Source organism: Aureimonas phyllosphaerae, assembly GCF_900113065.1.
Taxonomy (GTDB): Bacteria; Pseudomonadota; Alphaproteobacteria; order Rhizobiales; family Rhizobiaceae; genus Aureimonas; species Aureimonas phyllosphaerae.
On sequence record NZ_FOOA01000022.1, the window covers coordinates 37,144 to 54,841 of the forward strand.

Consider the following 17,698-nt stretch of genomic DNA (forward strand, 5'->3'; position numbering starts at 1 on the left):
TTCGGATCAGCGTCGCCGCGCCTGGCTGATCGCGACGGCGAGGATGATGATCGCGCCGCGGGCGATGAGCTGCTGGGAGAATTCGAGCCCCATGAGCACGAGGCCGTTGTTGATGAGGCCGATCATCAGGGCCCCCATGATCGAGCCGACCACCGTACCGGCCCCGCCGAAGAGGCTGGTGCCGCCCAGAACCGCTGCGGCGATCACCGAGAGTTCGTCGCCCTCGCCGAACTGGAACCGGCCGGAGCGCAGGCGTCCGGCATAGAGCATGCCGGCCAGCGCCGCCGCGAGCGAGGAGAAGAGCAGGACCTTGAACTTGATTGAGGCCGTATCGACGCCCGAATAGCGCGCCGAGGTCTCGTTGCCGCCGGTCGCCAGCACCCGCCGCCCGAAGGTCGTGCGCCTGAGGACGACGTGGCCGAGAAGGCCGATTGCGGCGACCCACATGAGGAGGCTCGGCACCGGTCCGAGATTGCCGGCACCGAAGACGGACACGTAGGTCTTCGACAGGATCGGGATCGCCGCCGTGCCGGAAATCCACATGGCGACGCCGCGGGCGATGCCCATCATGGCCAGCGTCGTGAGAAACGAGGGGATGCCGATCACCGTCGTCAGCCAGCCGTTCGCCGCGCCGCACACGATGCCCGTGCCGAGGCCGAAGAGGATACCGCCGGGAATGCCGAACTGGTCGATGCCTATGGCGGTCGTGACCGAGGCCAGTCCCGCGACCGCGCCGACCGACAGGTCGATTTCGGCAGCGCCCAGTACGAAGGTCATGGCCACGGCGACGATCGCGATGATCGCCGTCTGGCGGACGATGTTGAGGAGGTTGTTCGGGTCGAGGAAACCCCGGTCTCCGAGCGTCACGGCAAAGACGAGGAAGATCGCGACAAAGCCGATATAGATGATGTAGTCGCGCCAGTTCGACAGCGCGGACGAGGTCTTGCGCGGCGCAGATGTCGTCGGGTTGCTCATCGGGCCGTCCCTGTGCGTGCCTCGGATCGGGCTTGCTGCATGAAGGTGTTCAGGGTCTGCTCGGCCTGACCGAGCGCGTCGGCCTCGCTGCCGCCGGGACCTGGATCCAGCGCCTGGCGGTCGATCTCGCGGGCGATGCGCCCGTCCGACATCACGAGGATGCGGTCGCAGGCGGCCAGCAGCTCCTGCAATTCGGAGGACAGGACGAGGATCGCCTTGCCGGCCTTGGCGAGGCCGCGGATCAGCGTCACGATTTCGGACTTCGAGCCGATGTCGATGCCTGCGGTCGGCTCGTCCAGGATGAGGATGTCGGGCTCGGTCGCGAGCCACTTGGCGATCACGACCTTCTGCGCGTTGCCGCCGGACAAGGAGCGCACTGGTGCCCGGCAGCCGTCCGTCTTGATGCGCAGGCGTGCGATCGACTCGTCCGCCAGCCGTGCCGACTTCGACCCGTCCACGAAGCCGCCATTGGAGAGGCGCGAGAGGTTCGGAAGGGCGATGTTGCTTTCGACGCTGTGGAAGGCGACGAAGCCTTGGCGCGAACGGTCCTCGGGCACGAGCGCAATGCCGGCGGCGATGGCATCGGCAGGCTTGTTTATCGCGACGGCCCGCCCCTGCACGCGGATCTCGCCACCCCGCAGCGGCGCGACGCCGGCAAGAACGCGCGCGAGCGAGGAGCGGCCGCTACCGAGAAGGCCGGCGATGCCGACGACCTCGCCGCGGCGCAGCGTCAGGTCGACCCCTGCGGGCTTGTGCTCCCCGACGAGGCCCTGCGCCTCCAGAATGGTCTCGCCGACTGTCGCCGTCTCGCGCACGACATCGGAGAAGCCGCGAGAGCGGCGACCGATGATGTGGGCGATGAGGCTGTCGAGGGTGAAGTCGGCCATCGGCCCGGTGACGACGTGGCGCCCGTCGCGCAGGACGCTCGCACGGTCCGCGATGCGGAAGATCTCGTCCATGCGGTGCGAGACGTAGACCACGGCGACGCCTTCCGCCTTCAGCTGGCGGACGTAGTCGAAGAGGCGCTCCACCTCGTTGCCGGAGAGCGCGGTCGTGGGCTCGTCGAGGACGAGAACCTTGCAGGGCTGCGACGTCGCCTTGACGATCTCGGTGAGCTGGCGGTGGCCGGCCGGGATGTCGGCGACCTTGGCGAGCGGATCGACCGCGACGCCCATGCGGGCGAAGAGACGGCGCGCTTCCTCGATCGCAGCGCGGTCGTCGATCAAGGCGCCGACCTTGATCTCGCGGTTCAGGAAGACGTTCTGCGCGACGGTGAGAGTGGGAACGAGGCTCATCTCCTGAAAGGCCATGGAGACGCCGAGACGGCGGGCGACCTCGGGCGTGAAGCCCTTCATCGCCGTGCCGCCGATCTCGACGGTGCCGGCGCTCGGCGGCTGCACGCCGCGCAGGATCTTGAGGATCGTGGACTTGCCGGCTCCGTTCTCGCCGAGGAGCGCGTGCACCTCGCCCGGCCGGATGTCGAGATCGACGGCCTCCAGCGCGCGCACGCCGCCGAAATGCTTGGAGACGCCGCGCATGCGCACGGCCTCGGGCAAGGCATGGCTCATGGTGAAACCTCGAGGGGAACAGGCGCGACGGTATGCGCCGCCCTTCACCCGGAACCGGGCGAAGGGCGACGGCGACCGGCGCTACTCCATGCTCTGCTTGATCTTGTCGGTGACGGGCTTGTGGTAGACCTGGTCCCAGGCCTCGGCGAGGTTCGCCTTGGTGACGGGAAGCGCCGGCAGGGCGACATAGGCGGGCGCCGGCTTGTTCAGGAGACCGTAGCCAGCCAGCATCGCCTCGGTCACGCCCTGGTCGTAGGGGCGCTGCGCGGAGAGGCCCTTGATGTTGCCCTCGCTCGCCATGTTGATCGCGACGTTCTCGCCAAGGTCGCAGTTGACGATCACGAGATCGTCGCGGCCGTTGTTCAGAGCGGCGTTGACGACGCCCTCGGCCGGTACGTCCCAGACCGCCCAGATGCCCTTGATGGTCGGGTTGGAGACGAGCATGGCGCCCGCCGCCTTTTCCGCATCGCCGGCAAAGTCCGGTCCGCCGATGCCCTGCTCGGCGACGACCTTGATGTCGGGATAGTTCTCGGCGAGCGTCTTCTTCACGGCATCGTAGCGCTGCTTGGTCACGAAGAAGTCGGCGGCATGAAAGACGAGCCCGACGTCGCCCTTGCCGCCCAGCGCCTGGGCCAGCAGGTGGGCGGTCGCCACCCCGTTGCCGTAGTTGTCGGCCGAGACGGAGGCGATGTAGTCGCTGCCCGCCTTGAAGCCGGCCGGCACGTTGTCCATGAAGACGAGCTTCACGCCCGCATCCGCCGCCGCCTTGTAGGCCGCGGCCGTCGCGGTCGGGTCGGTCGGGATCGAGACGATGACGTTCGGCTTCTGCGCCATCACGGTCTCGAGGTCGGCGACCTGCTTGTCGGGCTTGAAGCCTGCGTCGGTGGTCGCCACCACGGCGATGCCCATCTTGTCGAACTGCGCCTTCAGACCCTCGATCTGAGCTTGGCTCCAGTCGTTGCCGGCATAGTGCATGACGATCGCGGCCTTGGCGTTCATAGCCTTGATCCGGGTAAGCTCCTCCTCGCTCAGCGAGACGGCGGAGGCAGGCTCCGGCTTCTCGCCGTTCGGCCCGAGGCTCATGACGGACCGGCCGATCTTGGCGAGCGCCTGCGCGGGATCCGCCGCAAGAACTGCCGGCGCGGCGGACAGAAGAAGCGCGGCGGCGAGCGCGGCCGGGCGCAGAACGGTCGTGATGCGCATGGTGTTGGGTCTCCTCCCAGAGTGTTCGGCGCGCCTTGGGGCATCGCCGCATGTCTTCAGGCCTTGGCGGCCTCGGCCTCGACGAAGCGCAGGCTGTCCCGCGCTCCCGCGGCGGGATCAGGCCAAGCGTCGAGTTCGTTGCAGATCCAGCCGTCGTAACCGATCGCCTTCAGCGCCCTGATCACCGCGCCGTTGTCGCAGTCGCCCTCGCCGACCGGAACGAAGGTGAAGGGATCGCGCCGCCAGCCCTTGAGGTGGACGTAGGTGATGCGCGCGGCGTGCCCTGTCACCAGCGCCGCCGGATCGCCGCCGGCGGCGGCCAGATGCGCCGTATCGGGACAGAAGCCGATCGCGGTCTTTTCGAAGATCCGCGCGACTTCCGCGGGCGTTTCCACGATGGTCGAGAGATGGGGATGGTACTGGGCCTTGAGGCCGCGCGCCTCGGCGATCGCGACCACCTTGTCGAGCGCTGCGGCGAGGGCGTCGTAGTCGCCGCTCCGTGCGCCCGATAAACGGCGCGCGCCGCCGCCGACGACGAGATGCTCCGCCCCAAGCGCCTGCGCGGCGTCCGCCGCCTTCCCGATCCGCGCAAGCTCCTCCTCCAGCACGTCGGCGAAGATGAAGTTGCCGCCACTATAGACAGCGACGAGCGCGAGGCCGGTCTCGGCCAGCGTGCGACGGAGCGAGGCGAAGTCGTCCGCCTCCCCGTCAAGCACGTTGCCGTCGAAGAACTCAATGCCCTTGTAACCGGCTGCAGCGATCTCCCGTGCCGCGAGGTTCATATCGCCGAACGTGCGGTAGGCGAGCCGTCCGATCGACGTCACGCCCACGGCGTCCCCGCCGAGCGGACCCCAGCAATTGGCGTGATACGCCATCTTCCAACCGGCCAATCCGCCCTCCCCGACGTTTGCCGACACTTTCGATGTCAGAAACACAACTAATGCTGATAAAAAGCAGAAGTCAATGGCGATCTGCCGAATGCCACTGAAACACAGTTGCGGCCCTATCGTCGGTTCGGGCATGGTCGCACGCAAAGGAGACACAATTGGCCAGCCGACGCGCCAGCGATGAAGGGGCATCTGTGAGCCGCGGCGAGCCGGTCTCGCTTGGCGCCGAACGCGTGCGCGCGCTCGAGGCCGAACGGCAGAGCCTCGTGTCGATCCTGGGCACATTGAGGAACGCTGGCCCGGCGACACGGCTTGACCTCGAGCGCGAGACCCATCTCGGGCGCGCGGTCATCGTGGACCGCCTGGCGACCTTATCCGCCTTCGGCCTCGTCGAGGAAAACGGCGTCGGCCGCTCCATCGGCGGACGGGCGCCGAAGCTTCTGCGGTTCAGGGCAGAAGCTGGGCGGCTCCTGGTTGCCAACATGGATGGCAGCACGGTCGGCATCGGTCTCGCCGACCTTTCGGGACGGCTCCTCCTCGAGCACTACGAGGATGTGGCGCCGGACCTGCCGAGCCCATCGCTGCTCGAACGCCTGGAAACGCTTTTCGCCTGGGCCCTCGGCGAGGGGGGAGCACCGCTTTGGGGGATCGGACTGGGGGCGCCGGGAACGGTCGACTTCGAACAGGAGGTGCAGCTTGCCGTGCCGCGCTTCGCGACATCACCGGACTGGAACGAGTCGCGCCTCGTCGAACGGCTCGCCGTCCGCTTCGGTGCACCGGTTTTCGCACGAAGCGCCGTCCAGACGGCAACGATGGGAGAGATCACGGCCCTCCCGCCCGAGCGCGCCTTCGATCTGATTTTCGTCGACCTTGGCCCGTCGATCTCGACCGGCCTTGTGTCCGGCGGCCAGCTTCTGCGCGGGGCGCAGGGGATCGCCGGCCAGATGGGCCACATCTACATGGGCGAAGGCAGCATGCTCGTCTGCGGCTGCGGCAACGTCGGCTGCCTGCAGACCGTCGCCGGTTGCGAGGCGATCGCGCGCGAGGGCGAGCGGGCGGCAAGCGAGGGACAAAGCCCCGCCCTTGCAGCCATCCTGGCGCGCTCGGGCGCCGTGACGGTCGACGACATCGGTACCGCTTCGCGGCTCGGCGATCCGTTCTCGGCCGACATTCTGGCGCAGGCCGGGCGCCTCGTTGGCACGACGCTTGCAGGCTTGGTCAACATCTTCAACCCCGCGACCCTCGTGATCGGGGGCGACCTTGCCCAGACCGGCGATATCTGCCTCGCGGCGATCCGCGAGGCGGTTTATCGCCATGCACAACCGCTCGCGAGCCGCGACCTGTCCATCCTGCGCTCGCGCATGGGCCGTTCGGCAGGCCTCGTCGGCGCAGCGACGGTTGTTGCAGAGGAGCTCTTCGCCTCGCACTTCCTGGAGGCTTGGATCACGAGCGGGACTCCCCTTGCCCATCCCAAGGTCCTCACCTTCCTGCAAGCCGCTGCAGGTGCAGCGTGAACCCGACGTTCCCAAGCCGCAAACGCTCCTCTAGTCTCGAGCTGGACAAGATCCGTGGGGCGGGAGAGGCTTGATGACACGGGCGGACGCGGCAACATCATCGTCGGCCGCTGGCCTCGGCCCTCACGGCGAGCGCGCCGCCGGACCGGAGCTTGCCGCGCTGACGCAGAGCGTGCGCGAGGAGGCGCGGTCGCACGCCTTTGAGCTGGCGCTTCTTCTGCACACACGAGCGTCCGACTGGTCGCGACGCCAGATCGCCGGTATCGAGGCCACTCTTGCGGAAGCCGGGGCGAAGATTTCAGACATCATCGACTGCGAATTCAGCCCGTCCGCTCAGGTCGCGGCGATCGACCGTTTGATCGCGGCGCGGCCGGATGCGGTAATCGCGATCCCGGTCGGCGGCACGGTGGTGACAGATGCGTTCCGCCGCTTGGCAACCTCGGGCGTCCGTCTGATCCTTCTGGACAACGTTCCCTCCGGACTTCTGCCGGAGAGCGATTACGCAAGTGCCGTTTCCTGCGACAACTTCCGGCTCGGCCAGATTGCAGCGGAGCTTCTGTCGCCGCATGTGCCTCCGGGAGGCCGTGTATGCGTTGCCGCCTACAGCGTCGACTTCTTCGCGACGGCTCAACGTGAGATCGGGTTCGACAAGTGGATGCGATGCGAACGCCCCGATATCCGCCTCGCACACTTGAAGTTCGAGACGCCGGCCCGGGCGGTCGAGGTGATCGCGACTTACCTCGAGAAGGAGCCGGAGCCGGATGGCGTCTTTATCGTCTGGGACGAGCCGGCGGTCGCAGCTCTGTCCGTTCTCTCCGCCTGCAAAAGGCCGCCAGCCATGACGACCGTCGATCTCGGCGCAGCCGCAGCTGCGGCCCTCGGTGAGGGACGGATTCTGTGCGGTGTTGCCGCGCAGAATCCATTCCGGCAGGGTGCCGTCGCGGCGGCGGCGGCTATTCTGGTTCTGACCGGACGCTCGGTTCCATCATGGATCGTCGTTCCGGCTTTGACCGCGACCCCACGAAATGCGTCCGCGGTCTATCGAGAAGTCAGCGGAGCGGAGACCTTATTCACATCAAGTCCTGTTGCTTGACCCGCACCTTTGCTACGGCCGCCACATGGTAAACATGCCGTTCGTGGAACAAGCGCGCACGTCGCAACGGCGTATTCCAAGTTGGTATGCGTGTTGGAAAATGCGCCAATTCATGCTTTGCCGACCAAGTAACGATAGGATGGGGATCTGGGAATTCGGGCCGAAAGCTGACGGGCGCCTTCCGAGAGGGCCGAGCCGAAAAGCGGCCATTTTCCTTCGCGCGATGCGGTCACTTACATTGACGAGTTAATCTGATCAGGTTGGTTTCCCATTATCGCTGAAGCTGCCGACAAAAAGTAGCTATAGGCGGGAATGTCTATGCTTTGGGTCAGCGTTGGCTTGTGCCCCATCGCATGGTCGGTAAATTTCAGATCGATAACAGTGCCGCTTCAGCTGAACCGTATGGCAAGGGGGATGAATGGACGAAGAGGATTTCCGCGCACTGATCGAACTGGTCGCCGAAGAGCTCACGCTTTCGGGCGCAGCCGACCTCGCCGATGAGCGACATTATACCGTCACTGACCTCGAGACCGGCGAAACAAAGCTCTCCGATCCGCCGAAGCGTCTGGTTGAGATGCTGAGCGCCTTTGAGCGCTATATCGCGATCCAGGATCGCACCGTCGCCGAGGCGTCGCTCGCCAGAATCCTGGGTGCGGTCCGCAATGAGGGTCCGACCCGTGTGGTAGTCGAACTCGCCGACGATCGCGGTCCCCGCGAAATCAATCTGGCCGAAGCGCCTGACCTCGCCGAGGTGCGCCACGACATCAACCACATCATTAACCGCCTGATGGAAGACGGCTTCGGCTACGGGGATGACACCTAATGGATATGAAAGCGAGGGCGCGCGCGACCAAGAAAATCCAGCGCGTTTTCAACGCCTACCGCGCAAAGCAACCCGGCGACCGGAAGTTGTTGGCCGCGTTGAAGGAAGGCAAACTCTATGAGCTATTTGTTCTGTCGAAAGTGGTGACAGATCTTACCAGCCGAGGCTTCAGCCTCACATTCGTTCCCTCAACGGCCGCACCAGGTACGCTGAAGTTCAAGGCGTCGCCCGGCATGATCAAGACGAGTGACGCGCATTTCGAACTAAGGTCGCCGTATTTGAGCGGCGCTGACTATCGGCTGTTTCTCAACATTGAGTTTGACACGCTTGGACATCATCATACGACGTTCGGTTGGGACAATAGCCGCCGTCACGAGCTCGACATCGTTGTGACGACCGCAAGCAAAGGCTATCCGGGGCATAACGAGATTGCGCTTGGCGTCGAGTGCAAGGCCGTTGCGAAGTTCACTAAAGATTTGCTGAAAGAAGTGCTAGGGGTGCGCCGCGAGATGGCGTTGTTCACTGGGCAACAACAGCCCTCTGCACTGACTATGATAGGCGCTCGATTACCGAAGGGCGTCGCTGCCGATCCGCCATCGGAGTTCATTGTAGCCTATATCGACCCCAAAGGCTCCAGCTATCGACTGAGCCCAGAGGTGTTCGGAATCGAGTTCGAACATTGGGAGCCCTGAGCGCTGATTTAATCCACTTCGCTCGCGATGATTGAGAGAGCTTCGAGTATACTACGAACCCAACGTTCCTCTGCTCACCCCACTCGTCCCGGCCGAAAGGAGACCGACCGTTTCCGCGCAAACAAGGCAGGTAGCTGCCGTTCAACAAGCGCTTCCGCGGCCGCGTCGGCGCCAAAGCCATAGCGGGTGGCAGACCAAACCCTGTTCGATCGGACGTCGCAGAAACCGACCTCGGTGCCCAACCCCTCTACCTTGCCTAGTACAGCCACAGCTGCGATTCCGCCCCCAATATGCATCGCCGCCGCATCGCCGCCTTCCAGCGCTGCTCCAAGCCGACTAGAATTACCCACAGACCTAGTTCACCCGCCTGGAAAAATATTCTCTAAGCCTAGCTTTATTCACCGTCGCGCGGCACCCAGCGCCAAGCTGCCCCCTTTAGCGCAGCAGGCAGTTCCGATGCAGTAATACTCTTCTTCCTGACTTCCTGAAGAGCAACGAGTTGGCGGTGGAACAACTCAATATCCAAATCCACGACGAGCCAGTCGACCAGCGCCGGACAGGGGAGTGTCTCTGGCAGTAACCTCAGGTTCTTTGCCATCGCGGCGGCACGCCGTCCCATCGCGGGCGATCGATCGAACGCCGCTGTCAGCGATAGTGCTGCGGCGACGGCGGCATCGGCTTGCTTGGCGGTCATGTTCAATGAGCTTCCTGCTCCGGCGACCACTTTTTCCATAGCTGCGAAAAATGCGTCCAGACTAACCCGCTCTCCTATTGCGGCCTTGTGGAGCGCAATTTTATAGAGCTTCGGATCGTGCAGAAGCTCGGCGTTGTCGGCTGCCACCCAGGGGACTTGGCGCTTATGGCACCAAGTCTTGTCCCAACGCCCTTCGACCTCCTTGCAGTCCATGTCCTCCAGGATCGGAACGTGTGCCACGAGTCGCATCGGCGCGCCCAGGGTCTGAGACCGCGGCTTATCGTCGACTGTTTTCTCAAGGCGGATATCAGCGATGATTAGCGCGTTTCCCGTTGGCGCCAGCGCGCCGCGGTCCGCTCCATTCGACAGGAAGCCCGGAGTTACCCCGTGGTAGGGGTTCGGTGCCACGACGCCGTCACCGCGCGTTTCCCAGCCGCCAGCACCGATAAAGCAGCTGCCGCCGAATCCTGGTGCCGACCAGTTGCAGAAAGCGGTCACGATACCCGAGGCCAAATAGGCACTCTGCGCGAAATAGTGGTAGTCTGCGTCGCGGCTGGTTGCACAGGTCACGAACAGCAGGCTTCGGCGCGGCTTGTGTCCTTCTGCCCCACTGAATACGTGGGCTGCGTTCTTCGCATCGTCGACCAAGACGTCGAGCCAGTCCTTCTCAAGCGCGGCAACCTTGTACTTGGCCGCGCTGGTCGCGAGGTGGTCGGCCACATTGCGCCAGTTCAGCGGCCCGTTGAAGACGAACAGTTCGCTGCAGACCAATTCGTTGATGAAGGACTCGACGCGGGTGAGCGAGCGGCTGGCTACCATCAAGGGTGCAAGCGCTCCGGCGCTGGGCTTGAACTCCTCGAACATCCCAATAGACGGATACTTCTTGGGCCTGTGGCGCACCTTTTCCGGAAGCTTTTGCTGGAAGATCGGCCCTTCGTCCTTGACCTCACCGGTTGAAAGCACCGTCAGGAGATTGCCCGGTTGGGTCTCGGAGAAGACAACGCTGAGGTGGGCCTCCATGGGGCTTATTTGGGGACTCTGATCCAGTCCAACTGGCGCGTATACGCCATCACGCACAACTAGGCCAAAGCCGTTCTGTTGGCGGAATGTCCCGGCCCAGATGGAGATCTTGTAGCTGCGCTCACGGCAATGAGTAGCCATCCAGGTGATGGTCTCAGGCCAGGCCGAGTACTCCGGCATGACGAGCGCCTCGACGCCGAAGGTGTTGCACGTCTCCAGTACGGCCGCCAGCACTTGGCGGCGGCGGTGCTCGGCGAAGCTGAGCTTCCAATCGACGACACCCGCTTCGATTCTTGGATGCTTCCCCGTCTTTCCGTTGATTCCGTAGTTGGGAAATTTCTCAGGGTCGTAGCTGAGCAGGAAATCGTACTGCAGGATCGCTACTCGGCCATATCCAGTCCTGGCAAGACCTGCTTCGGCGCCGCGCGCGCGCCAAGCCCGGTCGCGACGAATCCGCCAGGCCGCCTGGCCGTCGGTAGCACCAGTTGCGGCCTTTCCAGCAAAAGGCGCTGAGCCCGCACCATCAGGCGCGGTCATTGGATGAGGCCCACTTCCGGCGTCTTGTTCAGACGGCTGAGACGGCAGCTTGTGCGCCGCCTCGAATGCTCCCGCCACCTTCGGAACTTCCATGGGCAGCGGATCGAGTCCGCCTACGGGCGCCGCGCTGTTCAAATCAGCGAGTTCGATGTCATTATTGGTCGACGCAACCGGTTTCGGCTCCGACCGCTCTTCCCGCTCTGGCCTCTGGATGGCGGAATTCGTTGCCTGTGACACCACGCCTTCGCTCTCGACCGCGGCGTCCTCCAGCCCGGTGATCTTTCCCAGGCTTTCGGAAATCAACTGCACGACTAGGATGCTGTCGCTGCTTTCCAGCATCGAGCAGGGGTGGACAAGACGATCGCCTTCCGGGATCGTTTCCACACGGTCGATGCGCTCACCGGCGGTTGAGATCAGGTTGCAACGCCACCATGGCAGGCGATAGCGGCGACCAACCGCAGTAACGAACTCCACATGTTGATCGGAAAGGACCAGACTGCTAAGCGGCGTCGGGTTCTCGGCCAGCACTACACCAGCGGCCTTTTGGACCGCCTGCAGGGCTCCGCGGGCCAGCCCAATGGCCTCTCGAAGGCCAACCAGATCGAGCGCGCTGGCCACCTCCTATGGCCAACGATCGGGATCGTCATCCTGCCGCGACGAGACCACCCCGAGCAACTCGGTCGCGAGTGCACGCAACGGCGTCGCCAGCGCTGGATCCGGTAGTGACAGAAGCCTCGGCCTGAGGGGGGAGTCGGTCTCCGCTGGCAACGGCCCCATCTCGAACGGGATGATCCCGGCCATCACGCTTATGATCGTGAGCCAGCCCGCCGTCGAGATTCGCTCAAGGCTCGCTCGCCCAGGTAAGGCTCGCTGGCCGAGCGCTTCCACCATAGTGGCGAAGAGATCCTTGCCCTGCCATTCGGCGTCGTATCCCCAAGATCTCGTCTCGCCCCCGGGCAAGGCCGCAGGCCTGCTCTCACCCTGGCCAAAACGCGGCTCGCACAAGAGGAGCTCGCCGAAGGCGCCGAGTGCCGCGACATCAAGACGAACCTGAGCCAGGCGCTCCAGGTCAGCCGGCGCGAACCGCGCAAGGGTGGCCAGCACCAAGTCCTTTACCTCGAGTCGGAATGCCGCCAACTCGAAGCCCAGGGCGGTCGCGCTCAGGACGACCCTGCAACGGGCGTCTGTGGTCTGGTCCGACCAGGTGGAAATGGCGTCTGCAGTCCGGACGAGCGCTCGACCAGGACGCGGCAGGCCAGATCGCACTGGCGCATGCGCGAAGAGCCCCGCGTCGTCGGCTGCGCGCAAAGATCTGCCACCAACCATCTCGAGAAAACGAGCCCACCCGCCGGGCGTATCCACAGCGAGGCCTAAGTCCATCCTGGCGCGCATGGCTCGCCCCGACAGCAGAAACTCCAAGACGAGCGGACCGACGCTGTCGTCTTCACCGATCGCTTCCCGAAGGACGTTGACGATGCGATCAAGGCTCATCGGAACGCTACGCGTGGCAAGCGCAGCTGAGACCTGAGCGGGATTGATCCAGCGCCCCCTTAGCCGCGAAAACGCTATGCGACGAAGCCGCGCCTGCAGCAGCCGCCGATCGCGCTTCAAGCCCGCCTGATGGTCCTCGATGGCACCATCGCTGGGGATCGCAAAGAGATCGGCCACCGATTGACCGATCCGCCAGATCTCTGCGCCAGCGTGCGGCGATCGCTGGACGGCTAGACCATCACCGCGCTGCTCGAAAATCAGCTGTTCGGCCTGCTCGCGCCGGACGCGCCAAGCGAGCGCGAAGTAGGGGCTAGCTCCCTCAACTGCATCGGCCGACTCGGCGTCGTCCAATCTTTTGTGCGGACCGATCAGCGCGAAAACATGGACCAGCGTCGTCTCCGGGCCCAGGTTCACTCCGTAGCGGGTCACAAGGCCGACGAAGACGTCGGCGATCACCGCAAGATCGTCATCGACACGCCGCCGACCCGTGCGTGGATCCATCAGCAGGTCGCGATCACCAAGATCGGCGCTCCAGCGCTGGAGATTGGCGACGGCGTCGCCCTGACGCCATTCGAGGTCCGCCGGCAAGATTGCCAGGGCGTCCGAAACAGGCTTTACGAGGACGGCGTGGACCTGGCGGCTCCCCTCGGCGTCCGAGTAGCAAAACACGCCCGGCTGGTCGGCGATCGGCGGCAAGGGCAGGATCACCGCTCCGGGAACGATGGTTCCGATCAATCCAGGACGGAGAGCCAAGGCTTCACTCTGCTGTGGTCCCGCAGATAAGGCCAAGAAAGCCGACAGGGTGCGCATACGCCAGTCGGGCGGCGGGATCTCAGTTCCCCCAGCCAGCGCCCTGAATGCGGTCGCTATTGGATTGAGGCCCGCACTGCCGGCCGTAGCCGGCAGGAGTGTCAGGACCTTATCGGCGGACCAAGCCATCGCCTCGGACCGAGCCAAGGGCGTCAAGATCTCCCCCCCAGTAGGCGCTGGGCCGCCGGCGACTTGCGCTTCAGCCGCAATCGCATGGAGCAGTCGGGTGACCGCACCGCTGTGCTTTTCGTACAGCAAATCAGGCGCGAAGGTGCGCATCCATCCGATAGCCACAAGGGCCGAGCCGTTGTCCGTCGGTGCCTCCATCAAAGGACGCCGAGCGATTGCAAAGCCAGACTCGGGCCGCAAGCGGATCGCCCTTGCCGCACGCTCCTCCAATATCGCGCGCTGCAAAATCAGCTGCGCGCCGAGGTGATCGCGCACCAACTGCTGCGACCCAGGCGTAATCAGGCGCTGGAACAGGTGACCAAGAAGGCCTTCATTGAGGATCCAGCAAAGCAGCTTAACTTTTGCGCGGTCGATCGCGGTCTGCACCGGACGCGAAAACGTCGGGTTGCTCTCCGGACTTCCAAGGATGAGTCGCTCCAGCCCGGTGAGGAGGGCGAAATAGTCTCGAGCCGCGACCAACGCCTCGGCAAGCGCCACCTCGCTCGGGCGCACCCGGAGCTTCGGCGGCGTTTTCTCGTGCAGGGGCCGCAGGAGGAGGCCAAAAAACTCGATAAAGCGCGCACAGGTCGATGCCTCGCCGTCTGCCGTGGCACCCAAGGCCGCCCTCAAGATGATGCGACGGAGGATGTGGCCACGGTCGGTCGCACGCAGATCGTCGGCCTGCGCCACTTTGGTCAGCATCAGCTCGAACTCTTCCCAAGGCGTCTGCTCGGGGTCGTCCAGCGCGCTCCAGTGCAAGACGCTGAGGGCGGTGCGTCGGTCCAGAGTCGGAATATCGGCCCAGCTGCTGCGAACGTCCGGCGCCGGGCTAGGTTGATCATCCGCTTCGCCATAGGCGAAAAAGCCTGCCCCACGACGTTCGACGACCCAATTGCGCGCGTCTTCCGCGCTCATCGGGGCGAGGTGCTCGGATTTTTCGTTCAGCTCCAGGCCAAGGCCTTCCAGCTTGCTTTCGATCGCCGACCGTAGATTTCGAAGATCATCGGGTGACCGCGCGGCAATGACGATGTCGTCTACGTAGCGGGCGTAGAGGCCCCCAAAGGCATGACGGCCATCTTCCGCCAAGGCGTCACCGTCCAAGGCCCTCACCCTCGCTTCCAACTCAGCGTCGAGCTCGAAGAGAACAATGTTGGCTAAGTAGGAACTTAGGGCTGGTCCTTGCGGCAGGCCTTTGACGCCGCTTCCGCTGTTCTTGGACTCGCCGTCGGCGGGCGCGGCGAAACTGTAGCCATGCTCGATCGAGCCGAAGCTATGATCGAGGATCCAGCGCATGAGGCTGTCGCGCCGAACGCCGCTATCCAGGTCCGCGCCAAAAAGCGGCGTGATGTCAAACAGCACCATCGCGTCGGCGGTGGGCAAGGCTTGGTCGAGCGCCCGCTCTACCGCGTATCTGGGCACGTGATCGTAGAACGACTTGATGTCTAAGCGCGCGATATAGATCAGGTCGGACCGCATTCGCTCGATGCGACGGCCGATGTGCAAAATAAAGCTGTTCCAGCAGTCTAGGAACGGCCGAAACATGTCGCGGCGACGGTTTCGATCAGGTCGCTCCTCGAGCGCGCGCATATCGATCTGGTAGGCAAAACTTACCGCGCTTTGGGGCCGCTGCGCACCGGTGACGACGAGCGCGAGCCGGTCGGACCAATAGCGTACCGCCGGAATGCGCTCGGCGATCTCCCGTTGTTCGCCGCGCACGCGCAGTAGCTCAGTTAGCACGTATTGCTGCTGGATAGCGTCTTCGGGACACGGTCCACATTTTAGACGCGGCGCCCCGGAGTCCTTGGCCTCGTTGTGGGCGAGATAGGGCCTTTGCGGCCCTTGTGGCCGCGCCAGGGATTGCTCGATCCAAGGCAAGAAGATCGATGCACCTTCCTCGATGCGGTCCCAGCTGGCGACGTCGACGGGATACTCCCGACTATCGTTCGACTCTCGGGCCAAGATCATCGCGTGCAACAGCGCCGCGTCCGCCGATCGTTCCTCGGCACCGAAAGGCTCCGGCAAACTTTGCTCTACGTCGTCGGCCGAGGCGCGCTCTAGCTTTTGAGAAAGGCGACCAAAGGCTCGACTGAGAAGGCCGCCCTCCGACTGCGTGCCTAGGGTGGTCTCATCGGGCGCAAGGTTTTGCCAGATCGCAGGCTAGTCAAGTTTCTGCAGACGCCGCGCAAGGCGGTTTTGCAGAATGATCGAGCCGCCCGCATCGAGCGCTTCCACCGCACCGGCCACGCCGGCGAATGAATGGTCGAGACTGACCGCGGCCAGCGCATCCAGAGCGGGTACCAAAGCTTCGAGAAGCGTCAGTCGGGCTTGGTGAGGATCGAGGCCGGCGAGGAGTTCAGCGGGATCGATCTTGGTTTGACCGTCAGACTCCTCGATGTCCACGCCCACGACATCAACTAGGAACGACGCTTGCAGACCTTTGTGGAGCAGACGGACCAAGGCATCAGCCATACCTCGGCGCCCGGCCTTATCGGCATCGAAGAAGAGGTGAACCCTGAGGGCCCGTCCCGCTGATAGCGCCAATTCGGCGAGCTCGCCGATCGCCTCGACCTGCTTGTCGCTGATCGATGCACCAAACAGAGCTACCGCCGGCAGGCCGAGACTTTCTAGCCGCAGGGCGTCGAACACTCCTTCGACCAAGAACAGATCGAACCGGTCGGCGGCGGCATCGAGGGCGGCAGGCTCCTGAGCAGAGTCGATGCGGCGACGGACTTTGTCGCCCCTATACAGATGGTCCGACTTCTTGAAGCCTTTAGTGAAGAGGTACTTCGGACCATCGCCAACAACCCGTCGCGCCATGAACCCGACGGTCCTGGCACGAAGATTCTTGATCGGGATGAGCACCGACGCGCCGCGCACGAAAGGGGTCAAAGAGACCGACCTCAAGGACAGCGAAAGCCCAGTATCCCCGACATAGCCAAATCCCGCGGCAACGGCTTCGTCTAGCGCGGCTCGATCTTGTCCAAGATTGGCAAGGAAGGCCTCCATAGACCCTATCACGATGCCTGCAGAATCCAGGGTCTCCAGATCAAGCTTTCGCACCTGCGCAAAAAGTTTGAGCTGTGAGAGGTAATTCTTCTCACGCCAAAAGGCTTGAGCCCGCTGTCGGATGTCCTGGCGCGGTTCCTTGTTTAGCCACCCGCGCTGGCGGAGGTTCAAGCCATAGGCGCTCGCCAGCCAGTCAAGAGCGCCAGCAAAGTCGACGTTCTGGCGCTGCTTCACGAGCTCGATCGTGTCGCCGTGCGCGTGGCACGTGAAACAGTGATAGTGAGGATCTTTTCCCCGGTATAAATTCAGGGAAGGCTGAGTGTCGTTGTGAAATGGGCAAATTGCTAGGCGAGGGGAACGCCGCCCCGGCGCCAACTGTATTCCCAGTTTCTGCGCGACATCCACAATGTCAAGCTGCTAAATTTCGCCTTTCCAGTCAGCCATTGTTTTTCAACCTCATCCTCTACTGAGGCGAACTACGCCAATGGGAGCTGATGCTAATTACCTATAGTGCGGTCCGATGCCAAGGCACTAGTCTCGCGTGTGTTGGGGAAAGTGCGAGTAATGGGAATCACATTTGCCACCCCCTCGCTGGAGCCATTTCGCTATCAGCTTCAGCGCTTGAAGGTCTGAATTCCGGTGCGGGGGCATCCGCAGCAACTGGCGCAAGGTGCCATCGCCCCCTCCCGCGAATGTCCGCTTTCAGACTACAGCCGTTAGCAGACCAATGGCTGAAATGGGCGCAGAGCGGAAGCTGAACGGGCGGGGCGACCGGACAGGCCATCGCCCCGCGAAATGTTTCTACTGCAGCATCTCAGCAGGCAGGGCGGAGCCGTGAAAGCGCTGGTAGATCTCGTTGAGCTTGCCGTTCTTGAGGTTGGCTGCGACCCATTCGTCGAGCTTGGCCTTCAGTTCGGGCTCGTTCTTGCGAAGTCCGATGGCGAGATCGAAGGTGCGGATCACGAACTTCGGCTCGTAGGCGAGGTCCGGGTTGCGCTGGCCGATCTGGTTCACAAGCGTCGCGGAGGTCGCCACCATCTTGGCTTGGCCGCTGACGGCCGCCGTCACCATCGTGGCGTCGTCGTCGTAGCGGGTGACGGTGAAACCCTTCTCCGAGGCGAGGCCCGTCAGTTCGGTGTCCTGCGTCGTGCCGCGGGTCACCGTGATCGCCTGGCCGCGAACGTCGTCCCAGCCGGCGATGGTCGACGCCTTCGGCG

The 17,698-nt window shown here is 63.9% G+C and carries 12 protein-coding genes; 4 read left to right on the forward strand and 8 right to left on the reverse strand.

All coding sequences use genetic code 11. The annotated features are described in order from the left end of the window. Positions 1–6 precede the first annotated feature (6 nt). The 4 genes from BM175_RS19080 to BM175_RS19095 all read right to left on the reverse strand — a co-directional run bounded on the left by BM175_RS19080 (position 7) and on the right by BM175_RS19095 (position 4,636). On the reverse strand, positions 7–975 hold the full coding sequence (locus tag BM175_RS19080) for an ABC transporter permease (RefSeq protein WP_090965910.1): 969 nt from the start codon (positions 973–975) through the stop codon (positions 7–9). Further along, a complete protein-coding gene (locus BM175_RS19085) occupies positions 972–2,543 on the reverse strand; it encodes a sugar ABC transporter ATP-binding protein (RefSeq protein ID WP_090965912.1) in 1,572 nt (523 codons plus the stop codon). The genes BM175_RS19080 and BM175_RS19085 overlap by 4 nt, the downstream gene beginning before the upstream one ends. Before the next feature lie 81 nt (positions 2,544–2,624). Next, positions 2,625–3,746: a substrate-binding domain-containing protein gene (locus BM175_RS19090; protein WP_090965914.1), complete on the reverse strand. Its 1,122-nt coding sequence runs from the start codon at positions 3,744–3,746 to the stop codon at positions 2,625–2,627. Between the two features lie 56 nt (positions 3,747–3,802). Beyond that, a complete protein-coding gene (locus BM175_RS19095) occupies positions 3,803–4,636 on the reverse strand; it encodes a sugar phosphate isomerase/epimerase family protein (RefSeq protein ID WP_090965916.1) in 834 nt (277 codons plus the stop codon). A 155-nt stretch (positions 4,637–4,791) separates the two neighbouring features. On the opposite strand from BM175_RS19095, the gene BM175_RS19100 reads away from it, so the two are divergent. The 4 genes from BM175_RS19100 (at position 4,792) to BM175_RS19115 (ending at position 8,755) form a co-directional block, all read left to right on the forward strand. After that, a complete protein-coding gene (locus BM175_RS19100) occupies positions 4,792–6,147 on the forward strand; it encodes an ROK family protein (RefSeq protein ID WP_175526922.1) in 1,356 nt (451 codons plus the stop codon). 73 nt (positions 6,148–6,220) lie between these two features. Continuing rightward, a complete protein-coding gene (locus BM175_RS19105; RefSeq protein WP_090965920.1) occupies positions 6,221–7,240 on the forward strand; it encodes a substrate-binding domain-containing protein in 1,020 nt (339 codons plus the stop codon). 418 nt (positions 7,241–7,658) lie between these two features. Then, positions 7,659–8,063 (forward strand): hypothetical protein, encoded by a 405-nt coding sequence (locus BM175_RS19110; protein ID WP_090965921.1) that lies wholly within the window; start codon positions 7,659–7,661, stop codon positions 8,061–8,063. Next, a complete protein-coding gene (locus BM175_RS19115; protein WP_090965923.1) occupies positions 8,063–8,755 on the forward strand; it encodes a hypothetical protein in 693 nt (230 codons plus the stop codon). The genes BM175_RS19110 and BM175_RS19115 overlap by 1 nt, the downstream gene beginning before the upstream one ends. A 394-nt stretch (positions 8,756–9,149) precedes the next feature. On the opposite strand, the gene BM175_RS19120 is transcribed toward BM175_RS19115, so the two are convergent. The 4 genes from BM175_RS19120 to BM175_RS19135 form a co-directional block, all read right to left on the reverse strand. Continuing rightward, entirely contained in the window at positions 9,150–11,624 is a 2,475-nt protein-coding gene (locus BM175_RS19120) for a hypothetical protein (protein WP_139224706.1), read from the reverse strand. A gap of 3 nt (positions 11,625–11,627) precedes the next feature. Then, the gene (locus BM175_RS19125) at positions 11,628–15,497 is read right to left on the reverse strand and encodes an RNA-directed DNA polymerase (protein WP_090965927.1); all 3,870 of its coding nucleotides are present in this window, start codon (positions 15,495–15,497) and stop codon (positions 11,628–11,630) included. Between the two features lie 135 nt (positions 15,498–15,632). Next, positions 15,633–16,886, reverse strand: coding sequence for a CHC2 zinc finger domain-containing protein (locus BM175_RS19130; protein WP_090965929.1), 1,254 nt, complete (start codon positions 16,884–16,886; stop codon positions 15,633–15,635). 396 nt (positions 16,887–17,282) lie between these two features. Further along, positions 17,283–17,698 (reverse strand): type 2 periplasmic-binding domain-containing protein (locus tag BM175_RS19135; protein ID WP_139224654.1); only part of this gene is annotated, 416 nt, incomplete at its 5' end.

Excerpts from the sequence above, each read along its gene's own strand:
- BM175_RS19115 (WP_090965923.1), top strand. The coding sequence starts at position 8,063 with ATGGATATGAAAGCGAGGGCGCGCGCGACCAAGAAAATCCAGCGCGTT.
- BM175_RS19080 (WP_090965910.1), bottom strand. The coding sequence starts at position 975 with ATGAGCAACCCGACGACATCTGCGCCGCGCAAGACCTCGTCCGCGCTG.
- BM175_RS19090 (WP_090965914.1), bottom strand. The coding sequence starts at position 3,746 with ATGCGCATCACGACCGTTCTGCGCCCGGCCGCGCTCGCCGCCGCGCTT.
- BM175_RS19105 (WP_090965920.1), top strand. The coding sequence starts at position 6,221 with ATGACACGGGCGGACGCGGCAACATCATCGTCGGCCGCTGGCCTCGGC.
- BM175_RS19110 (WP_090965921.1), top strand. The coding sequence starts at position 7,659 with ATGGACGAAGAGGATTTCCGCGCACTGATCGAACTGGTCGCCGAAGAG.
- BM175_RS19085 (WP_090965912.1), bottom strand. The coding sequence starts at position 2,543 with ATGAGCCATGCCTTGCCCGAGGCCGTGCGCATGCGCGGCGTCTCCAAG.